Origin of the sequence: Streptosporangium sp. NPDC023825 (assembly GCF_040639575.1) — a bacterium.
Taxonomy (GTDB): domain Bacteria; phylum Actinomycetota; class Actinomycetes; order Streptosporangiales; family Streptosporangiaceae; genus Streptosporangium.
Window position 1 is genome coordinate 53,835 of record NZ_JBFAAE010000004.1, and the last position, 19,993, is coordinate 73,827.

Genomic DNA, 19,993 nt, shown 5'->3' on the forward strand with positions numbered 1-19,993 from the left:
GCCCTGGACGGAGCGGCCCTGATGGTTGCCGCGTTCGCCTGGCGCGACCACTCGAAGCTCACTCTCGCGCTGTTCCCCATGGCAACTGCTCGTCTTCGTCGTCGGCCTGTTCCTGGTAGTGCCCACCCTGAGCCGGTACGGCCTGGCCTCGGCGATCACCTCGTGGGCCTCCCTTGCCACCCTGCTGTGGTTCGAGTGGTGCCGCCGCAGGGAAGCGCGGGTGCCGATGCTCACCTTCGTCGTGGCGGGGACGGCGCCGGTCGCGGTGGGTGACGACGCTGTTGCTCACGGTCTGAATAGGACGCGGATCATGCGGACGTCCTGAGGAAGCCCCTGAAGCCTCTCTTCCCGGGCCCTCGTTGACCTGCGATCACCCTGGTGACCATGTTGCGAAAGCCGACGTCTCACGCATCCGCCGGGCGATCTCTCTGGCTTCTGGGACTCCCATGGGAGAGAGAATGTCGAAAGCCGTTTTCCACTGGGTAGTGGCCTTTTCGGTGCTGCCGATTGCGTGTAGCGCATGGGCGAGATGGTCGCGAGCCAGACCTTGCCGATACCGGTCTTTGACGGTGATGGCTATGTCCAGAGCGGCATGTTGGTTCTCCAGCGCGGCCTGTTTTTCTCCGGTTTCCAGAAGGGCTGTTCCGAGATTCATCAAGATATCGCACTCAGCATACTGGTCTCCCACCTCCCTTATCTGAATAAGAGCCTGTCTGTGCTGTTTGATGGCCTCGGTATACTGTCCTTGTTGTCTGCGTATTCTGCCAATGTTGCTCATGGCGTTTGCTTCAAATCGTCGGTTTCCCACTGCTCTGTTCAGCAGGATCGATTGTTTTTGGAATTCCAGAGCCGTCTCCAGATCGTTCAGGATTTCGTGAACTTCGCCCAGAATTGCCAGCGTGTAAGCCTCGTCGTTTTGGTTTTCTGTCTTGCGGTCGAAGGCCAGGCAGCGTTCGAGACAGCGAAGCGCCTCCAGTGGGCGGCCCAACCGGAGATGGGCGATTCCCAAAGTGAACATCGCCGTCACCTCGCCCTGCTCATCGTCAAGCCGCTGGAACAATCCGATCGCCTCCAGGCAGCTCTCCATGGCCTGACGGAAGCCACCGGTCCAGAGCAGGCTGTATCCGATCCGGCCCAGGGCATAGCCCTCACCCTTTCGGTCCCCGATCGTCCGGCTGAGGTCCAGGGCCTGCCGTTGATACTCAAGACATTCGTCTATTTTCCCGGCAAACATGTTCGCCGCACCCAGGGCGTTCAGTATCCGCCCCTCTCCGTGCTGGTCGCCGGCCTCGCGGACAGCAGACAAGGCGGTCCGAAGAACCGTCAACCAATCATCGGTTCTATCCCTGAGGTAGAAGAAGTAGTCCAGCGCGTATGCGATCTGCCACGCGTAACCCGGCCATCCATGACTTGCCGCGTAATTTACAGCGGAAATCAATGCTGGATATTCAATGTCCAGCCATGTGGTGGCGGAACCATAATCGTCAAAGGCTGGAATGCCGCGCGAGGGGGGTTCCGAGACGAGCTTGATCTCGCTGTGGTCGGCATGCACCTGGTTCATGGCGGCTCTGGCGGTGTGCAGATACCAGTCGAACAGCCGGATCAGCGCGCCGTGCCGAGTCGCCTCTGCGTCTTCGGCCTCGCCTTGCTCGCGGGCGAACAGGCTCACCAGGTCATGGACGACGAAACGCCCGTCGGTGCCGTGCTGGACGAGGTGCGCGCCGATGAGCGTGTTGAGAGCGGCGTTCACGGCTCCGATGGACGAGCCTGTCAGGGCGATGACCTCGTCGACGCCGATGTCGGGGCCGGGGTGGACGCCCAGCAACCTGAAGGTCCGCCGGGCGGGTTCGGGCAGGCCTCTGTAGGACATCGTGAAAGCGGCCCGGACGCCTATGTGCGGGTCCTCCTCGATGTCCAGCGCCGTCAGCCGGTTCTCCCGGAGAAGCCTGGCCGTGAAGTCGGCGATGGGTAGCGTGGGCTGGCCTACCAGATGCGCTGCGGCCAGCCGCAGCGCGAGCGGGAGATATCCGCAGAGGTGAGCGAGTTCGAGTACGGCGTCGGTTTCGTCGCGGACCCGATCCTTCCCCAGGACGGCGACGAGCAGTGCCTTCGCCTCATCGGGTGAGAGCAGGTCGAGGGTGAGGGTGTCGACATCGTGCGTCGCCGTAAGCCCTCGCAGAGAGTCCCGGCTGGTGATGACGACCTTGCACAGCGACGAGCCGGGGAGTAACGGGCGTATCTGTTCCGGCTTGGCCGCGTTGTCGAGCACCACGAGCATTCGTTTGTCCGCGAGAAGCGATCGGTACATCGACGCCCGCTCGTCGGTCTCATGGGGGATCTGGTCCGTGGCGACCCCGAGCCCTCTCAGGAGCTGATGCAGCGCCTGCGTACCGGTGACCGGCTCTCCCTGGGAGTAACCGTGGAGGTTCACGTACAGCTGCCCGTCCGGAAACCGGTCCGCCACACGGTGTCCCCACCGCGTTGCGAGCGCGGTCTTCCCGATCCCGGGAGTGCCGGTGATAGCGGTGATCACCACGGCTGACGCACCGTTCCGATCCACGGAGAGCAGGAGGTCCAGACGTCGCAGACTCTCCTCACGACCGGTGAAGCGAGCGATGTCGGCCGGCAGTTGCCTGGGCACGGCCGTCGCGGGCGGTGCAGCGGGAGAGGGGGATACCGAAGAGGAGGGGATGGGCTCTTCCGAGGTGGTTTCAGCGGTCGGTCCACCCGCCAGAATCGACCGGTGGATCCGGGCGAGTTCCTCGCCCGGATCCAGTCCGAGTTCCTCGCGGAAGTGCTGCCTGGCGATCCTGAATTCCTCCAGTGCCTCCGCCGTGCGGCCGATTCGGTGAAACGCCCGCATCAGCTGACCCCGGAAGCCCTCGTGCAGAGGATGCTCAGCCACCAGCAGACGCAGTTCGCCGATCAACTCCGCGTGCCGCTTCAGGATGAGATCCGCCTCGATACGGTTGAAGACCGCGGCGATGCGTAATTCTTCGAGTGAGCTTCCTTCTGCGGCCTGAAATTCGGGTTGGGTGCCGTCGAGTGCGGGGCCGCGCCAGAGCGCCAGCGCTGTACGGAAGTGATCAGAGGCCTTCGCCGGATCCCCTCCGATCATGGCGGAGCGTCCCGCCGTTGTCTCGGTGAGAAAGACATCGAGGTCGGAGCCGCCCGGCAATAGCCGCAGGGAGTATCCGGTAGGCGTGCCCACCAGGGCGTTCGCGTCGTCGAGCAGGCGCCGTACGGACCACAGGTGATTGTGGAGCAGTCGCCGGCCGGTCGCCGGAATGGCTCCTCCCCACAGGGCCGTCAGTAATCGGTCGTGGGGGACGATCCGATTCGCCTGCAGCACGAGAAGGGCGAGCAATGTTCGTTGTTTGGGCCCCACGACGTTGACCGAACGCTCGTCGCGCCATACGTCGACCGGACCAAGGAGGCGAAGCTGTGTTTCGACTCTCCGTGCGGTCATTGCTGAGTGAAGTGGTGCGTGTGCGCCCCGCACATATTTCCTGCCCTGGACTGCTTCATACGTGACCCATCCCCTGTTTAATGCGCAGAATCCGACCGTATAGCAAGATCAAGACATTCTATACGACAAGATCAACAGCGCCGGCCGAGATGCTTACCGCGATCATCTTCGGCCGGGCTCTCCCATTTCCTTGTCCGGCCGGTTCAATCTCCCTTTCACGATGGAGGCACCGGTGGGGTTTCCCTTACCGAACCGTCCCTTCGCGCCGCCCCGGCGGCGCAGACCGAACAGACGGGTCACGACCACGGTCGTGACCGTCTCGGCCCTGGCGGCCTCGCTCCTGGTGTCGGGCGGTGTCCTGCCCGCACAGGCCGCCGATCCCGAACCCACTCCCTCGGCGCCGCTCCAGACGCCGTTTCCCCTCCCGAAGGACCCCGACGCCCCACTGCGCGCGGCCATCAAGGAGGCCAGGAAGCAGAACAAGCCGGTCGAGGCCATCGGGGCCTTCACCGAGACCTCGCGCACCTGGGCCTTCCCGGACGGCAGCCTGAAGACGGAGTCGTACTCGGGCCCCGCGCAGGTCAGGCAGGACAACGGCGTGTGGGCGTGGATCGACACCACGCTGGTGGAGAAGGACGGCGTCCTCAAGCCCAAGGTGGCCAAGGCCGACCTCGCCTTCTCTCTCGGCGGTGACGACGCTCCGTTCGCCGTGATGAAGCGTGACGCGGACCAGAGCCTCACCCTTTCCTGGGACGGGAAACTGCCCCGCCCGGTGGTGAAGGGCAACGTCGCCACCTACCCGGACGCCGCCGGACCCGCGGCCGACCTGGTCGTCACCGCCCTGCCCACCGGTTTCCGGCACGACGTGGTGCTGCGTGAGCGTCCCAAGGAGGCGCTGGAGATCCGCATTCCGGTGGAGTCTCCGGAGCTGACCCTCGCCATGTCCAAGCGGGGCGGACTGGAGCTCACCGACGGCAAGGACAAGGTCGTCGCCCAGGCGCCGAAGCCGGTGATGTGGGACAGCACCGGGGCCGGCGCGCGGGACCCCAAGGCCGTCACCGCGCCGCGCAGCGCTCCGATAGCCACCTCCGTCGTCGAGGACGGCGGCAAGCGGACGCTGGTCCTTAAACCGGACGCCGGCTGGCTGGCCGACCCCGCCACCGTCTACCCCGTTGTGGTGGACCCCACCTCCACGCTGACCGTCAAGACCGACACGCTGCTCTCCAGCGGCGCGGACTGCAACACCTACGACCAGCCGGGCGCGACGCTGCTGAAGATCGGCGCCGCCTATCACGGCTGCAACGGGGTGGACGCGGTCAACTACTGGCGCTCGTACCTGACGTTCGACGTCGCCGGCCTGGCCAACAAGCCCATCATCTCCTCCACCATGCAGCTGTGGCGCACCGAGTCACCCGGCTGCCACCAGCGCGGCGACGGCAGGGTGTACGCCACCAGGGTCAACACCGGCTGGACGCCGGGCAGGATGACCTGGTCCAACAAGCCCGCCAGTCTCGACTTCGTGACCACCCCCTGCCCGACCACGAACGTCCTCACGCCCGGCGTGATGACCTGGCCGATCACCAAGTGGGTGAAGGACTGGGCCGCGGGCCAGCCCAACTACGGCATCGGGCTCCAGGGCTCGACCGAGAGCGTCGACCGCTACAGCGGCTACTCGGCGGTCTTCCACTCCGCGGAGACCACCGGCACCGGCGCCACCCCGCCCAAGCTGATCACCCAGTACATCCTGCCGCCCGAGATCCCCAGGGTCACAGCCGAGTCGGTCGACTCGATGGACGGCGACCACGCGATCGTGCGCAAGAGCTCGGCCAAGGTCGGCTACAAGTCCACCTCCGTCGACGGAAGGAACATCGACTACTACGTCTCCGTGGTCGAGTCCACCGCGCCGCTTCCCTCCTGGACGACAGGCGGAGGAGAGATCGGGAAGTGGAGTTTCACCGACGGCACCGGAGGCATCGACTCCAGCGGCAAGGGCAACATCCTGACCTTCGTCGACGGACGCTACTCGTGGATCGACGGCAAGGACGGCAAGGCGCTCCTTCTCAACGGCACCGCCGGGACTCCCTCCCAGGCCTCGACCGAAGGTCCGGTGCTGCGGACGGACAAGAGTTTCTCCGCGGCCGGTTGGGTCAGGCTGGACGTCGGGACCAGCACGATCCCGCTGATCAGCCAGAACGGAACCGTCAACAGCGCCTTCAGCGTCGGCTACGACTCCACCGCCGGCAAGTGGAACATGCAGATGTACCACGACAACACCGCCACCAGCCCGGTGACGGAGATCAAGTCCTCCACGACGGCGTCGATCGGCACCTGGACCCACCTGGCCGGTGTCTACGACGCCGTCGCCAAGAAGATCCGCCTGTACGTCAACGGCGTCCAGGCCGCGGAGGCCGACCACACCGTCACACCGTGGCAGGCCGACCGGTCCTTCGAGCTCGGCAACGGCAGGCGCGGCGGCTTCGCCTACTCCTCGGTCAAGGCCGCCTATGACGAGATCCGCGCCTACGACCGCGCCCTGAGCCCCACCGAGATCCAGTGGATGCTCAACCTCACCCCGCCCACCAACGCCAACCTGCCCTCCGGCCAGGCCGCGTCCATCACCTACGACGTCAGCAACGTCGACAGCTTCAAGTTCTCCGTCAGGGCCTGCATCAACGGGGCAACCCCCATCACCTGCAGCGAGAGCCCGTACTACCGCATCACCACCGACGCGCCGTACGTTCCCACGGACGCCGAGACCGGTATGGCCGACCCGACCAGGCCGATCCTGTCGGGCATGGTCAACCGCCCCTCGGGCGGACCGGTCACCGCCAAGTACTTCCTGTACGACAACGCCGGCACGCCGATCGGATCGAGCCCGCTGGGCGCGAGGTCGGTCAACGGCGGTGAGCGCGCGTCGTTCCAGGTGCCGGAGAACACCGTCCAGGCCGGTCGCACCTACAAGTGGCAGATGCAGGCCTGCGTCGTCGGCAGCGGCACGTCACCCGACCCGGACCCCAACCCGACCCCGACGCCCACACCCACGGTCACTCCCACACCCACGGTCACTCCCACTCCGACGGTCACCCCGACGCCGACGCCGACGGGAGACACGACCCCTCCCACAATCGTGAGAACCGTCCCGGCCAACGGCGCGACGGAGGTCGAAGCCTACGCCGACGTGGTGGTGACGTTCAGCGAGCGGGTGACGGGTGCCCAGATGGAGGTCATCGGCTACAACCCCGAGTTCTCCATGCCGGTATCCGGCACGCCGGTGATGGACGCCACCGGCAAAATACTGACCCTCGATCCCTACATCCTGCAGGAGGATATGCGGTACGTAGCCAAGGTGACCGGCGCCAAGGACCTCGCCGGTAATACCATGGCGCCCTACCAGTGGACGTTCTACACCCCCGGCGGCCAGGCCCCCGCGGCCTCGAAGTCGAACGCCACATCCTCGGCCCGGGAAAGCGCGGCAGCGACCGCGCAGGATGAGGGCGTGGAGGAAATCTGCACGGCCAAGACCGCCTCTGTCAGCTTCACCACCCCGGGTACTCCCACGGACCCGCCTGCCGAGACCGTCAACCACCTGACGCTGCTCAAGGACAACTTCGTCATCAAGACCGCCAAGGTTGATCCGACGGCCTGTGACGGTTCGCCTTGCACGGTGACCGACTCGACCGTTATGCGGATCGGTGGCAGCGGTGTCGACAAGACAGCTGCAGTGATCGGGTTCAGGCTCGACGAAATCCCAGATGGCGCAGCTATTTCCGAGGGAATTCTTAAACTTGGAACCCCGGCCTGTTCTAACAGTGTCTGTCCGCAGGATGCGGTCATTACAGCGGTTCCGTTGAACGGTCAGGTCACTGCTGAGACCAAGGGTTCCGATCTGGCTGCTGACGTGAATCCGAACTCTATCTACTCTCTGCCGATTAATGCTCTGCAGGCTGACATTGCTGGCAGTCCATACGCGTGGCTTATGCTTACCTCCAATAAAGCCGAAGTAATTACCTTTGCGCAAGCCGACGCCGTCGAACCGCCCTCGCTGGCTCTCACTTATCTTCCTCCTGGTCCGCCCAGCAAGGTTCTTAACCTGACGCTTAAGCCAGGAGACGCAGGCGCCATCGGCAGTTGGGGCCTCCCTGAGGACAATGGAAGCGTCACTTTCCTCGACGGATATGACATCGAAGTGAGTTCGGCAGGTACTGTCGTCAAAACCCTTGAGGCCACTGACCCTGCAGTTGTGATCACTGGTCTGACTAATGGCACTACTTACATCGTTAAGGTGCGTTCTCGTACGGCTTTCGGGACTAGTGACTGGGAGAGCGCTCAAGTCATACCGAAACCCTTGCCGCCCGTAACGCCGCCCGTCGGATCCACTCGGCCATGTGACACATGGCAGTTCAAAGATGCCATCGGCGACTGGTACAAAGCTCAAGACGCGGTCTTAGAGGGAAGTGCCGCCAATGTCTGGGACGACCCGAATGGGGCGCCAAGTAGCGCTCTTGCTGCCAAACTCTCTCTAGTTAACTCAGCGTTAGTTGAAGAGAAGCAAGCCATGGAGATGGGAGGGGTAAGTCGAAGCAATTCGACCGTTGCTGTGCATGACATGATCGTCCAGGAATCAGTGGACGACATGGTGAGGGTAACCGTCAAGGTTGAGCGCAAATGGGATCTCACAAGCCAGTCCAGCACTGCTCGGACAAGTGGGCAGGTCGAACCTCAAAATTCCCAATTCATCACCGTTTTCGCCTTCCATAGATGCGGCGAAGTAACCTACGAAAATGTTCCATTCGAAGTCGAGGAGGATTCGACTGATTTTAATGACGGAGGGACGGGACACGCGGGAAGCCCCATTAGCCCAGCGGGAAAACTTTTCAATCATGAATGCAAAAGTGGGTGGTGCGAGCTGAATCTGTCAGGCTGGGACTACCGCATTAAGGGACTATGGTTTACGGCTGGAGGAAGCCTTAGGTGGCGAGGGCATATGGGAAATACTGGTGCCGCAAAACCCGTATACGGCACTATCTCGGCAAGTATGTCCGTCATCGTTTCTTCATCCTTTGAAAAGGATAAGATAAATAAGCTTATTCTAAAGAATCTGCAGCCTACACTGGCTACGACAATCAACCTTAAGAAAGTTTCCGGGACTCCTTCGATCTCCTGGCCGCCAGGTATGAGCCCGACAGAAGGTGATGATAGCACTGGAAGCGTGTCGCTTTCTGGGCATGCTGCAGGCCGTGAGATCAAATATCCTAAAGTACAGCCGGTAACATTCCAGGCAGAGTGTGGTGATGTGTTCTGCGTCGGATACAGTAAAATAATGCAGACGGTTTCTTCTACCATCTATCTTCTTGGTTCATGCAAGAAAAAGGATGGGCCGATCAAGCCGGAAGACTGTAAGCGTGGTGCATTCCAGCCAATTAACGTAGTCCCAGCTTGGCAATGGGCTTGGACTACGCTATAGGGTAGTTCCAGTTCAAAGACGGGGTTGAGCTGCTCTTTAGAAAAGCCCTCTCTTTAGGCTGGATGGTTATGAAACGAAGGTGGGGGTCGGGGAATTCTTCTCCGACCTCCGTCTTTGCGTAAAGCTAAAATGGGGTGTTCGGCCACATCTCTTTGAAGCTTGCGCGTTGCCTTATTGTGAATTGAATCCTCCTCGTCTTGAAGGATTTTGCAATGAGGTGATCTCGGCGAGAACAGGCCAAGCATCTGCGGTGTTAAGTCGTCAAGCGTCATTGACGCGCACGAACCGGGATAGGTCGAGATGTCCCTGAAATGAGCGTGGAGCTCCCGGTGGAAGAGGTCTCACTAACAAAATCCTCGACGGGAAAGCTCCACGTGATCACCTATCGTGCCACGCTCGACGTCTCCCGGGACCTGGTTGGCCATGTCGCAACCCTCCTGGCCGCCGAACGCCGGCGCGGCACCCGCGCCGACACTCGGGCACTGACCTGCTTCGGCTAAGTTGTTCTGTTCCTGCGCTGGTTTCGCCACCGCACCGACCCCACCGCCTTGATCCGCGACCACCACGTCTCCCGTGCCACCGCCTACCGCTACCTGGATGAGGCCATCGAGATCCTGGCCGATCAGGCACCCGACCTGCACCAGTGCCTGCGCCACGCCCATACCCAGGGACTACCCCGCCTGATCTTGAACGGCACCGTCATCGCCACCGACCGCTGCTGTGAGAAGACCACCAGCGTCAACGGCGACAGCATCGACCTGTGGTATTCGAGAAAGGCCCACCACCATGGCGGCAACATTCAAGCGCTGTTCGCCCCCGACGGCATGCCGTTGTGGGTCTCCGACGTCGAGCCCGGATCGATCCACGACCTCACCGCCGCCCGCACCCACGTCCTGCGGGCTCTGCATCCTGCCTGCGCCCGCGGCCTGCCCGTCCTGGCCGACCCCAGCTACGACGGCGCCGGGGTCGGCATCCGCACACCCGTCCGGCAACCCGCCGACAGCAACGTCCTTGATGTCGGCACCCGCACCCGCAACCTGCTGCTGCGCGCCATGCGCTGCCTGGGCAAACGCGGCTTCGCTCTTCTCGCCCAACGCTGGCGCACCCTGCAACACATCACCGCCAGTCCCAGCAAGATCGGCGAAGTCGCCCGTGCCGCCCTTGTCCTCACCCATTTCGAGCACGGCAGACTCATTTAAAAGTCGCTGAGATCACCTCAGTGACTGGGTGTTTTCGTCAGAGATTGGTGTGCTAAACCAAAGCCAATACCCGACTGTTAAAATGGTCGAGTATTTGATCCTCGAGAAAACCGGGTTCCCGGTACTACATTCGTAGATCTTGATTCGTTTAGCTTCGCCATGAGACGTAGTCGGTCCATCGTCGGTGCGTGACGTGTGCTCTGACCTACGATCTCATCGTGTCCTGGGAGAGGGAACTGACCGCGCTGACCGCGCGCATCGCTGGCCCCCTGTTCACCCGACCCGAACCACGGCAGGCCTTCGCCGACCTGGTGCGCGCCCTGCTGGCCGACGTGCCGCGTAAGAACTCCTGGCAGCTGGCCGACCACATCGGCCACACCAGCGCCCACCGGTTCGAGCACCTGCTGGATCGCGCGAAATGGGACGTCGACGCCCTGCGCGACGAGGTCCGCTCCTACGTGATCGCGCACCTGGGCCGCACCGACGGGGTATTGATCGCCGATGACACGGCCGCGATCAAGAAGGACGAGGCGTCGGTCGGCGTGGCCGACCAGTACTGCGGCGCGACCAGCCAGGTGGAGAACTGCCAGGTCATGCCCCTGCTCACCTACGCCTCGGACGCCGGGCACGCCTTCGTCAACCGGCGCCTGTACCTGCCCGAGCCCTGGGCGCACGACGCTGAGCGCCGCGGCAGGGCCGGGGTTCCCCAGCACGTGGTCTTCCGCACCAAGCCCCAGCTGGTGATCGACATGCTCACCGAGGAACTCGCGGCCAGCACCCCGTTCCGGTACCTGTGCGCCGATGCGGGCTACGGCCGCGACCCGCACCTGCGCGCCTTCTGCCATGAGCGCACCCTTGGCTACGTCATGGCAGTGCCGGTCGACCTGCCCTTGGTCGCCGTGCGCGGCGGCACCGAGCCGGTCGGACACGTGCTGGATCGCATCCTGTCCCTCGGACAGGCCGGGATCTGGGAGCGCCGCTCGTGCGGGACCGGCACCAAGGGGATGCGCGTCTACGACTGGAGCGCGGTGTCGGTCACCGTGGCCGGGCAGGCACCCGCGCCCGGATACGCGCACACCGTGTTGATCCGCCGCTCGGCCTCGGCTCCGTCGGAGGTGGAGTTCTTCTTGGCCCACGCGCTGACCGGCACCGCGCTCCCCGAGCTGATCGACGCTGCCGGGATGCGCTGGAAGATCGAGGAGAACAACGAGCACGGAAAAGACCTGCTCGGCCTGACGCAGTACCAGGTCCGTAAGTGGACCCCGTGGCACCGGCACGTCACCATCACCATGCTCGCGCTGGCGTTCCTGGCCGTCACACGTGCCGCCCTGCCCGCCGACGCCGACGAGGTCGCGGGCGAGGGAAAAGACCATCGGCCTCTGGAGGCGTTACCGCGCTGAGGATGCTGCGACTCTCGCTGGCCGAGATCCGCCGTGTCCTGGCCTGGTCATATTTTCGGCGGCTTCACCAGACCCGTGCCCTGATCAGCCATTATCGAAGACGCGGTGACCCACTCCCAGCGAACCTACGAATGTAGTACCGGTCAGTCGAACTGGTTCAACTTCACTGCGGTGAGGAAAGCACTCCACTCGCCTGGTGTGAAGGCGAGCACCGGGCCCGCAGGGTTCTTGCTGTCGCGGACGGCGACGGCCCCCGGGAGGTTTCCGGCGACCTCGACGCAGTTTCCGCCGCTCCCTCCGCTGAGGGAGCTCTTCTTCCAGACGGCCTGAGAGAGGTCAGGGCCGGTCAGGTCTGCTGCTTCCATTGGTCCCTCGCTTCTTTGATCATCTCTAGCGACTGTCCGGGACGATGCGCCTCTGCTCGGATCCTGTCATATCTGTCCCAGACGACGCCCACCAGATTGTGTTCCGCCGACACTTCACCTGCTCCCGCTGACTCCACAGAGACGGCGGTCGGCGCGTCCGTCAGCTGGGCGAGCACGAACCCGGACATCAGGCCGGTCGTGCACGAGGTGTCGTGCGGAACGATCTGCACCGTCACGTTCTGGCGGCCGGCGACAGTCACGAGGTGGTCGAGCTGCTCGCACATGACTTCCGGGCCTCCGATCGGTCGGCGGAGCACCCATTCGTCGAGGAGGGCCCACAGGACGGGCGGGCTGTCCTTTTTGAGGATGAGTTGCCGTCGCATGCGGGCGCCGACCTGCTCTTCGACCTCCTCCTCCGAGCCCGCCAGGTCGCCACGGAAGACGGCTCGCGCGTAGTTCTCCGTCTGGAGCAGGCCGGAGACCAGTAGCGGGTCCCAGCTTCGCAGCACGCGGGCCCGGGGCTCGATCTCGTCGGACCATCTGAGGAACCAAGCCGGCCCGGTGGGGGCGGTGATGTTCCGGCAGAGGTGGGTGAAGAGGTCGTCCGTCTTGAAGAACCTGTCGCAGTCGGCCGCCAGCTTGGTGCCGGGCCTCCGGTTGCCGGTCTCGATGTGCCCGATGAACGACGACGAGACGCCCAGGTGATCACCCAGCCGGGCCTGCGACAGGCCCGCCTCCCTGCGGGCCCGCCCCAGCTCGCGGCCGAAGCGCTGAGCCGGTGTCAGACGTGGGTCGAGATCGTTTCCCATGCTCACCTCTCAATCGTCGCGATGACGTTGACCGTCGAATGAACGACAAACGTCTACAGCCTGTGTGGCTTTTTGTCGTCAATTCGTCGACCGATCTGTTCTGCAACGGCAGCATAACTGTGGGCACTCTATAGGCCAAGACTTTATCCGGGCGATGTAAGGGAACTAAAAGGACAATTCGCCTGGTTAATGGAGTCATTGGGGCAGGCGAATTGTCGACGCCTGCGCCCTCACAGGAATGGCGGTGATCCGATGGGTGCCGAGACGGTTCCCGCGCTCGGTCTGCTGGGCCGGGTGGATCTGCCCGGGGTGGCCGGGTCGGTTTCCACGGCCCGGCGATACGTGCGGAGCGTGTTGGAAGACTCGGGTCAGCTTGATACGTACGACGCCGAGCTTCTGGTCAGCGAGCTGGTCTCAAACGCGGTCAGGCATTCGGAGTCGGGACGCGCCGGAGGCCGGGTGACGGTCGTGGTGGCGAACCTCGGCGACGTCATCCGGATAGCGGTGATCGACGAAGGGTCTTCCACTTGTGTACCCGTGCTTCCGTCCGAGCCTGACGAGGAGGCCGAGGGTGGTCGTGGGCTCTGGCTGGTCAGCGAGGTGGCCCTGTCGTGGGGCTGGTACGAGGGTGCGGCAGGGCGCAGGCGCGCCGTCTGGTTCCAGCTGGCCCGGCGATGACCGGCACACCGGACGGCGCGAAACCCGGGACGATAGCCATCCTCATCGCCCGGTACGGCAGGCACTGGCTCATCTCCGAGGCGGTCGGTGGAGGCTACTACGCCGTACGCCGCCACAGCCTGTCCGAGGAGGTTCTCGAAAGGAGGAGCCTGTCTAACGTGATGTGTGCCGGCACCCTTGGAGAAATGGCGCGCCGCCTGGCGGTCGAGAATGAGCGTGAGGGGCGAGTGCCGGGACAATGATCCGGGAGGCGGGGGTGGGAAGGCTCTTTTCGAGTTCGGCCGCGGTTCTTCGCGTACGGACGGCGCGGCAGGCGAGCCGAATTGCGATCCTCGGTCGTTCGAATGCCCGACAAAGCTTCCGAGTACGCCGGTGCGCGTCTGGCGAATTCAACCCGTTCCCCGGAAAACAAAACCGTGAGCGTTCGGGTTTTGACCGGCCCGGGTCCCTGCGAGCGGGGACCAGGCCGGTGGGCAGGGCAGCGGGGCGAGGGAGTCCGGGAGCGGGTTACGAGACCTTGGAGGAGGGAGCCACCCAGGTCTTGCAGGAGCGAGGGTCTGAGGTGGAGTAGCCCCGCTTGGTCCAGTAGGCGACGTTGGCGCTCTTGCCGAAGTAACGATCCTTGCCCTTGGGGGCGTCGGCATCGGCCTTGGCCAGGTCCAGCAGGCGCCGGGCGTCCTTGGCGGGGTAGCCGAGGGCGTGCCACACGCCCTTCGCGGTGATCCCGCCCAGGCACTTCGCCTGAAGGCTGTAGCGGCGGAGCTGCTCCTGGATCTCCTTGTCGTCGTCGGCGTGCAGGGCGTTGTAGCCCTCCCTGATGTCGACCATGCTCTGCACGTACTCGCCGTAGACGGAGCTCAGCTCCGCGAGAATCGGAAGGTCATCGGATGCTTTGATCCAGTCGGGACGGATGTGTACGGAGATGCCGGTTCCGAAGCAGGTGACCGCCTCCGACCTGGCGGGGTCCATCCTTGCTCCGAAGCAGTAGCGCTCGTACTTCTTCTCCAGAGCGGCCCCCGTCATCTCCAGGCTGGGCGGCACGAACGACAGGTCGGCCTCCTTCAGGTAGGGGCCCCAGGCGTCGTTCATGCAGGTGACGAGGGCTTTGACGTGCTTCTTGACCGAGGCGAGGCTCTTGCCCTTGGCGGGTCTGTCGGCGCACCCCGCGGCGGGGAGCTTGCCGGCGGTGTAGAGGGAGTTGCCGGTCAGGAGCGGGGCGTCCTCGACCGGATATGCGAGGGCGGCGGCCGTACCGGGGAGGAGCAGGACGGAGGCGACGGCCGTCGCCATGATCACGCGGATTTTCATGGTCATGGACATTAGGGCATATGTCTGATGTTCGTCCGGTCGTCTAATTCATTTGCCCGTGGACCAGGAGTGAAGAAATGATCGGGCATGGCGATGACACCGGAACTGCTCGCCTACTACGAGCAGGACAAGGAAGACGGCAGGCTCCGTGCGGGCCGCGGACGGCTGGAGTTCTGGCGGACGCAGGACGTGCTGCGCAGGGCGCTGCCTCCGGCTCCGTCCAGGGTGCTGGACGTGGGCGGCGGCACCGGGGTGCACGCGGAGTGGCTGGCCGCGGACGGGCATCGGGTCGAGCTGATCGACCTCATGCCGTCGCACGTGGAGCGGGCGGCGCGGCTGCCCGGGGTGACCGCGCGACAGGGTGACGCCAGGCAACTGCCGCTGCCCGACGAGAGCGTGGACGCGGTGCTGCTCCTCGGCCCGCTCTACCACCTCGCCGACCGTGCCGACCGGGTCCGCGCGCTGGCCGAGGCGGTACGGGTGGTGCGGCCCGGCGGCCTGGTGGCCGCCGCGACCATCAACCGCTACGCGGCCGTGCACGACATGGTCTACCAGGGGCTGTACCTGCAGGAAGAGCCGAGGGAGACGGTGAACGCGGTCCTGGTGGACGGGGTCCTGTCCGGCCCGGGCATCGACTTCACCGCCTACATGCACGACCCCGACGACGTCCCGGCCGAGTTCGCCGACGCGGGACTTCCCGACGTCGCCCGCTACGGCGTGGAGGGAGCCTTCTGGCTGTACGGCGACGTCGGCGACTGGCTCGACGACCCCGAGCGCCGCGCTCTCATGCTCGACGCCCAGCGCCGCCTGGAGTCGGTCCCCTCCCTGCTGGGCGTCAGCGGCCACGTGCTCACCCTCGCCCGCAAGGCGTCCTGACCCGGTTGACGATCACTGTTCTGCTCGCGACGGCACCGTCGCCCCGATGGAGATGTCTTGTCGATCCAGATCGTCCCGCCGGCCGATCCCCACCCGGGCGCGTCCAGCCGCCGCCTGGTGTGGCCGGCCTCCGACGGCGACGGAGTCCCGGTTCCCCGGTGGTGGCGGCAGAACGCTCAACTGCCGCCACCGGCGACGGACCGGTCCGAGGCGACAGGACGCCGGTCGGGCGACCACGGAGCGTCCTGCCGCCGGTGACGGCTCAGCCGACGACGCGGAACCGGATGCTCGTCGCGTGCGGCACGTGATTCAGGGCGATGCGTTCCAGCCTGACGTTGGTCCCGCCCGGGTGGTCGAAAAGCCGGACGCCGTCGCCCAGCATGACGGGCGCGACGAACACGAGGATCTCGTCGAGCACGCCCGCCTCGAGGCACTGCCGGGCGACGTCGGCGCCGAGGATGTTGACGTACTTCTCACCCGCGGCGGCCTTGGCCGCGGCGACGCCGCTGCCGAGGTCGTCGACGAAGGTGACACCCGGTACGGGCGTGTCCGGGATGTGGTGGGTGAGCACGAACTGCGGCCCGGTCCACGCTCCGCCGAACGGCTTCTCCTCCTTGCCGGTGCCCCGGTGGGGGTCGTCGCCGCGGAAGGTGCGGTTGCCGACGAGAAGCGCGCCGATCTCGCCGACGAGCTCGTCCACCGCCGGGTCGGGGCCGAGGTGCTCGGTCAGCCAGGACATGTCACCGCCCGGACCGGCGATGAAGCCGTCCAGTGACATGGTGACCGAATACAGCGTCTTGCCCATGAGGTGCCTCCGTCGGGATCGATTGTGGTCGACCCGTTCTGAGACGGCGGATCGCGCGAGAACTCATCGGTCTTCGGAGGACAACGTCGTGGGGAGGGCGAACGCCGGGAACAGGCTCAGATCGTGGAAGGCGACGACCTCCGCGATCCGGTCGTTCTCGATCCGCAGCACGCCGATCCCGAAGGCGCTGTGGACGGGCTCGCCGGGGCGCCGTACGTAGGCCGCCGCGGCCGGCTGCCGGTTGGCCCGGACGGGCAGCATCCGGAACCGGCCCACGTAGTCGGGCGAACCGGCGTCCCAGCTCTCCGCCAGCGTCGCCACGACCGCGTCGCGGCCCCGGAACCACATGGGCCACGGGGGCATCTCCGCCCGTACGTCCTCGGCCAGCAGGTCGGCGACCGCGGCGAGGTCGGCGCGTTCCATCGCGTCCATGTAGCGCCGCAGCACCGCCCGCTCCCGCTCGGTGGGCTCCGCCGACGGCGCCCAGTCCAGGCGGCGTTCGGGCAGGTGTTCCCTCAGCGTCGCACGGGCCCGCTGCAACGCGCTGTTCACCGACGCCACGCTGCCCTCCAGCAGCGCCGCGGTCTGCTTGGCGGGCCAGCCGAGCACGTCGCTCAGGATCAGTGCCGCCCGCTGCCGGGGCGGCAGGTGCTGGAGCGCGGCCAGGAACGCGAGCTCGATCGTCTCCCTGGTGACGACCATGGAGTCCGGCTCGGTCTCGCTCGGCGCGACCGGCTCCCACAGCCGGTCCGGGAACGGCTGCAGCCACGCGATGTCGGCAGGGGGCGGCAGCGCGGCACCCGGATCCGACGGCCCCGCCAGATGGCGGGGGAGCACCCGGTGCGCCCGGCCGTCGAGGGCGTCGAGGCACGCGTTCGTCGCGATCCGGTACAGCCAGGCCCGGAACGACGAGCGCCCCTCGAAACCGCCGAGGCTCCTCCACGCGCGCAGGAACGTCTCCTGCGTCAGGTCCTCCGCCTCGTCGAACGAGCCCAGCATCCGGTAGCAGTGCACCCGCAGCTCACCCCGATGGCGCTCGACGAGCGCCGCGAACGCGGGCTCGTCACCCGCCCGCGCGGCCGCCACCGTCGCTTCGCCGTCACCCACGCCCACCCGACCGCCCTCCGCCCGCGTCTCGACATCCGGCACCTCGGCACCTCGACATCCCGGCACCTCGACATCCCGGCACCTCGGCACCTCGACATCCCGGCACCTCGACATCCCGGCACCTCGACATCCCGGCACCTCGACATCCCGGCACCTCGACATCCCGACATCTCAGCACCTCGGCCACCGGCCGAACCTGGCAGGAACCCTACGACAGGGATACGACAGAGATCCGGTCAGAGATCCGGCGGGGACCCGCGCCACCGCGAACGCACGCCGCCGCCGTGTCGGTCCGTCAGGTGAGCCGCCGGCGGGTCCTACCATGAGAGAGTCCGTATCTCACGAGGAGGTTGATCATGTCGTTCCCGCCACCCGGCATGGTTCTCGGCGACGCCTCGGCGCGCACTTCCTCGCGGGAGGCCGCCACAGGCTGATCGCCCGCGCCGAAGTGCTCTTCATGACCATCACTGGTTCGATCATGAGGAGCCCGAGTGCTCAAGATCTACTGGACCGAGGACGGCGAGGCCCGGTCCGCCCGCTGGCGTTCCGAGAACGGCTCGCCGCCGCCCGCCCGCGTGGTGATCGCCGACGACCGCGTCACCGCCGACGCCGCCTGCCGCCTGGTCCGCGAGGGTGCCGCGCTGCTGTGGCGCGGTGACTTCCACAACGCCCGCCAGCTCCTGCGCGCCATGGCGCGACGCGCGGAACGCCGTCCGTCCAAGGCTCCGCTCTCTCCCGCCGACGCCTTCCACCTGCACCGGCAGGCGCGCTCCCGGCGCGCTCGCACGCTGGGCGGGCTGCTGGTGCCGCTCGATCACGACCACGCCGTCCCCCTGCGGCGCGCCCCGGACGTCCGGCGGGCCTGCGCGGAGGTCTACGGCCCCGGCGCGGGACCGTCGGTGACGTCGCTGCCCGAGCTGCTGGGCATCGTCGGGGCCCACGAATGGCGTGCCAAGGGTGTCGAGATACCCGCGCTGGGCGGCCGCGTCCATCCGCACTACGGCGTCTTCTCCCCGGTCCGGGGCGAGTACGCCGACCTGGTGGCCCGGGCACCGCTTCCCTCCCGGTCCGGGGCGTTCGACATCGGCACCGGGACCGGCGTGCTCGCCGCGATCCTGGCCCGCCGGGGCGTCGAGCGCCTCGTGGCCACGGACCGGGACCCGCGCGCGCTGGCCTGCGCCCGGGACAACCTCGAACGGCTGGGACTGGCCGGCCGGGTCGATGTCGTGCACGCCGACCTCTTCCCCTCCGGCCGCGCGCCGCTCGTCGTCTGCAACCCGCCGTGGATCCCGGCCGAGCCCGCCTGCCCCGCCGACCACGCGGTCTACGACCCCGGCGGCCGCGTGCTGCGCGGCTTCCTCGACGGGCTCGCCGGGCACCTGGAACCCGGGGGTGAGGGCTGGCTGATCCTGTCGGACCTGGCCGAACACCTCGCCCTGCGGACCCGCGCCGAGCTTCTGTCCGCCTTCGAGACCGCGGGCCTGCGGGTCGTGGGCCGGCTGGACACGCGGCCGAGGCACCCGCGCGCCCTCGACAGGACCGACCCGCTGCACGCGGCCCGCTCCGCCGAGGTCACGTCCCTGTGGCGGCTCGTCCCGCTCGCGGCGAGGTAGCCGGGAGGTCGGCGGATCCTCCCGTACGGCGAAACGGGTGTGCTCCGGCGATCGGGGCACACCCGTTTCCCGCGAGGAGGCGGGGAAGGCTAGAACCAGCCGCGCTTCTGGGCCATGGCCTGCAGGCCGCCGCGCAGCGACTGCTCCACCTGGCCCGGGTGGTCGTCGTAGCGGACGGTGAAGCGGCTGTAGGTGTCGTGGCTGGAACCGAAGCTGCCGCGCTTGTCGGCCTCCAGGATGATGTCCATCGCCTGGGGGCCGGCGATGAAGGTCAGCTCCAGCTCGTTGAAGTGCCGGCGGTACTCGTGGCCCGCGTAGTACTCGATCTCCTGGAAGAACGGCATCTGCGAGCCGCGCAGGGTACCCCGCTCCAGGTCGGCCTTCTTGAAGCGGAAACCGAGGTTGTCCAGCGCGCCGAGGACGTGGTCCTGGGCGGGCAGCGGGTTGACGAACAGCGGGTCGAGGTCGCCCTTGTCGAGCGCGCCCGCCAGGGCGAGCTCGGTGGAGACGCCGAGCTGCATGCCGCGCAGCGGGTGGCCGCCGATGGCGCTGATCGGGGTCTCCCAGGGGACCTGGATCTCGAAGGGGGCCGACTGCGGGGCGCCCGCGGCGAGGTGGAAGGGGCCGGTGATCTGCTGGCGCAGGAAGCTGTACGTCGACTTGTACTCGTTGTCGCCGCTCTCGACCTCGACGACGGCGGTGAAGTCGATGAAGATGCCCTCCACCTTGTAGTCGGAGCCGCCGCCGCGGAAGTTGACCTGTCCGCGCAGGACCTCGCCGGGCCGCACCTGCGAGTTCTGCAGCACGGTGTCGACCTCGACACCGGCGCCGAACGCGGCCATCAACTTACGGAACACCATCTAGGACTCCCAGGGGTTGGAGATTGTTCTCATCAGGGGC

The 19,993-nt window shown here is 66.1% G+C and carries 14 protein-coding genes and 1 pseudogene; 8 read left to right on the top strand and 7 right to left on the bottom strand.

The annotated features are described in order from the left end of the window. Positions 1–25: 25 nt before the first annotated feature. Positions 26–325 carry a hypothetical protein gene (locus tag AB0G15_RS04785; RefSeq protein WP_362835369.1) on the top strand — a complete coding sequence of 100 codons (300 nt, stop codon included), beginning with the start codon at positions 26–28 and terminating at the stop codon, positions 323–325. 45 nt (positions 326–370) lie between these two features. On the opposite strand, the gene AB0G15_RS04790 is transcribed toward AB0G15_RS04785, so the two are convergent. After that, the gene (locus AB0G15_RS04790) at positions 371–3,469 is read right to left on the bottom strand and encodes a BTAD domain-containing putative transcriptional regulator (protein ID WP_362835371.1); all 3,099 of its coding nucleotides are present in this window, start codon (positions 3,467–3,469) and stop codon (positions 371–373) included. A gap of 310 nt (positions 3,470–3,779) precedes the next feature. Here AB0G15_RS04790 and AB0G15_RS04795 point away from each other — a divergent pair, with 310 nt between their 5' ends. From AB0G15_RS04795 to AB0G15_RS04805, 3 genes and pseudogenes are all read left to right on the top strand, one after another. After that, positions 3,780–8,933: a LamG-like jellyroll fold domain-containing protein gene (locus tag AB0G15_RS04795; protein ID WP_362835373.1), complete on the top strand. Its 5,154-nt coding sequence runs from the start codon at positions 3,780–3,782 to the stop codon at positions 8,931–8,933. 374 nt (positions 8,934–9,307) lie between these two features. Further along, positions 9,308–10,132, top strand: a pseudogene (locus AB0G15_RS04800) (transposase family protein). Positions 10,133–10,320: 188 nt separating this feature from the next. Then, complete coding sequence (locus AB0G15_RS04805; RefSeq protein WP_362835375.1) at positions 10,321–11,532, top strand: IS701 family transposase; 1,212 nt, start codon at positions 10,321–10,323, stop codon at positions 11,530–11,532. A 143-nt stretch (positions 11,533–11,675) separates the two neighbouring features. Here the strand turns inward: AB0G15_RS04805 and AB0G15_RS04810 are convergent, their stop codons facing one another. Together AB0G15_RS04810 and AB0G15_RS04815 are read right to left on the bottom strand one after the other, a co-directional pair. Beyond that, on the bottom strand, positions 11,676–11,897 hold the full coding sequence (locus AB0G15_RS04810) for a DUF397 domain-containing protein (protein WP_362835377.1): 222 nt from the start codon (positions 11,895–11,897) through the stop codon (positions 11,676–11,678). Continuing rightward, complete coding sequence (locus AB0G15_RS04815; RefSeq protein ID WP_362835928.1) at positions 11,879–12,706, bottom strand: helix-turn-helix transcriptional regulator; 828 nt, start codon at positions 12,704–12,706, stop codon at positions 11,879–11,881. Before AB0G15_RS04815 ends, AB0G15_RS04810 begins: the two co-directional genes overlap by 19 nt. Positions 12,707–12,958: 252 nt before the next feature. Between AB0G15_RS04815 and AB0G15_RS04820 the strand changes: the two genes are divergently transcribed. Both AB0G15_RS04820 and AB0G15_RS04825 read left to right on the top strand, forming a co-directional pair. Continuing rightward, entirely contained in the window at positions 12,959–13,384 is a 426-nt protein-coding gene (locus AB0G15_RS04820; RefSeq protein ID WP_362835379.1) for an ATP-binding protein, read from the top strand. After that, a complete protein-coding gene (locus AB0G15_RS04825) occupies positions 13,381–13,626 on the top strand; it encodes a hypothetical protein (RefSeq protein ID WP_362835381.1) in 246 nt (81 codons plus the stop codon). Before AB0G15_RS04820 ends, AB0G15_RS04825 begins: the two co-directional genes overlap by 4 nt. A gap of 265 nt (positions 13,627–13,891) precedes the next feature. Here the strand turns inward: AB0G15_RS04825 and AB0G15_RS04830 are convergent, their stop codons facing one another. Next, positions 13,892–14,698, bottom strand: coding sequence for a hypothetical protein (locus AB0G15_RS04830; protein WP_362835383.1), 807 nt, complete (start codon positions 14,696–14,698; stop codon positions 13,892–13,894). 81 nt (positions 14,699–14,779) lie between these two features. Between AB0G15_RS04830 and AB0G15_RS04835 the strand changes: the two genes are divergently transcribed. After that, complete coding sequence (locus tag AB0G15_RS04835; protein ID WP_362835385.1) at positions 14,780–15,568, top strand: class I SAM-dependent methyltransferase; 789 nt, start codon at positions 14,780–14,782, stop codon at positions 15,566–15,568. Between the two features lie 262 nt (positions 15,569–15,830). Here AB0G15_RS04835 and AB0G15_RS04840 read toward each other — a convergent pair whose 3' ends face one another. Beyond that, positions 15,831–16,373: a dihydrofolate reductase family protein gene (locus AB0G15_RS04840; RefSeq protein WP_362835387.1), complete on the bottom strand. Its 543-nt coding sequence runs from the start codon at positions 16,371–16,373 to the stop codon at positions 15,831–15,833. A 63-nt stretch (positions 16,374–16,436) separates the two neighbouring features. After that, a complete protein-coding gene (locus AB0G15_RS04845; protein WP_362835389.1) occupies positions 16,437–17,522 on the bottom strand; it encodes a sigma-70 family RNA polymerase sigma factor in 1,086 nt (361 codons plus the stop codon). Between the two features lie 449 nt (positions 17,523–17,971). Between AB0G15_RS04845 and AB0G15_RS04850 the strand changes: the two genes are divergently transcribed. Then, entirely contained in the window at positions 17,972–19,093 is a 1,122-nt protein-coding gene (locus tag AB0G15_RS04850) for a class I SAM-dependent methyltransferase (protein ID WP_362835391.1), read from the top strand. Positions 19,094–19,182: 89 nt separating this feature from the next. Here the strand turns inward: AB0G15_RS04850 and AB0G15_RS04855 are convergent, their stop codons facing one another. Then, positions 19,183–19,953: a sporulation protein gene (locus AB0G15_RS04855; RefSeq protein ID WP_362835393.1), complete on the bottom strand. Its 771-nt coding sequence runs from the start codon at positions 19,951–19,953 to the stop codon at positions 19,183–19,185. Between the last annotated feature and the right edge of the window lie 40 nt (positions 19,954–19,993).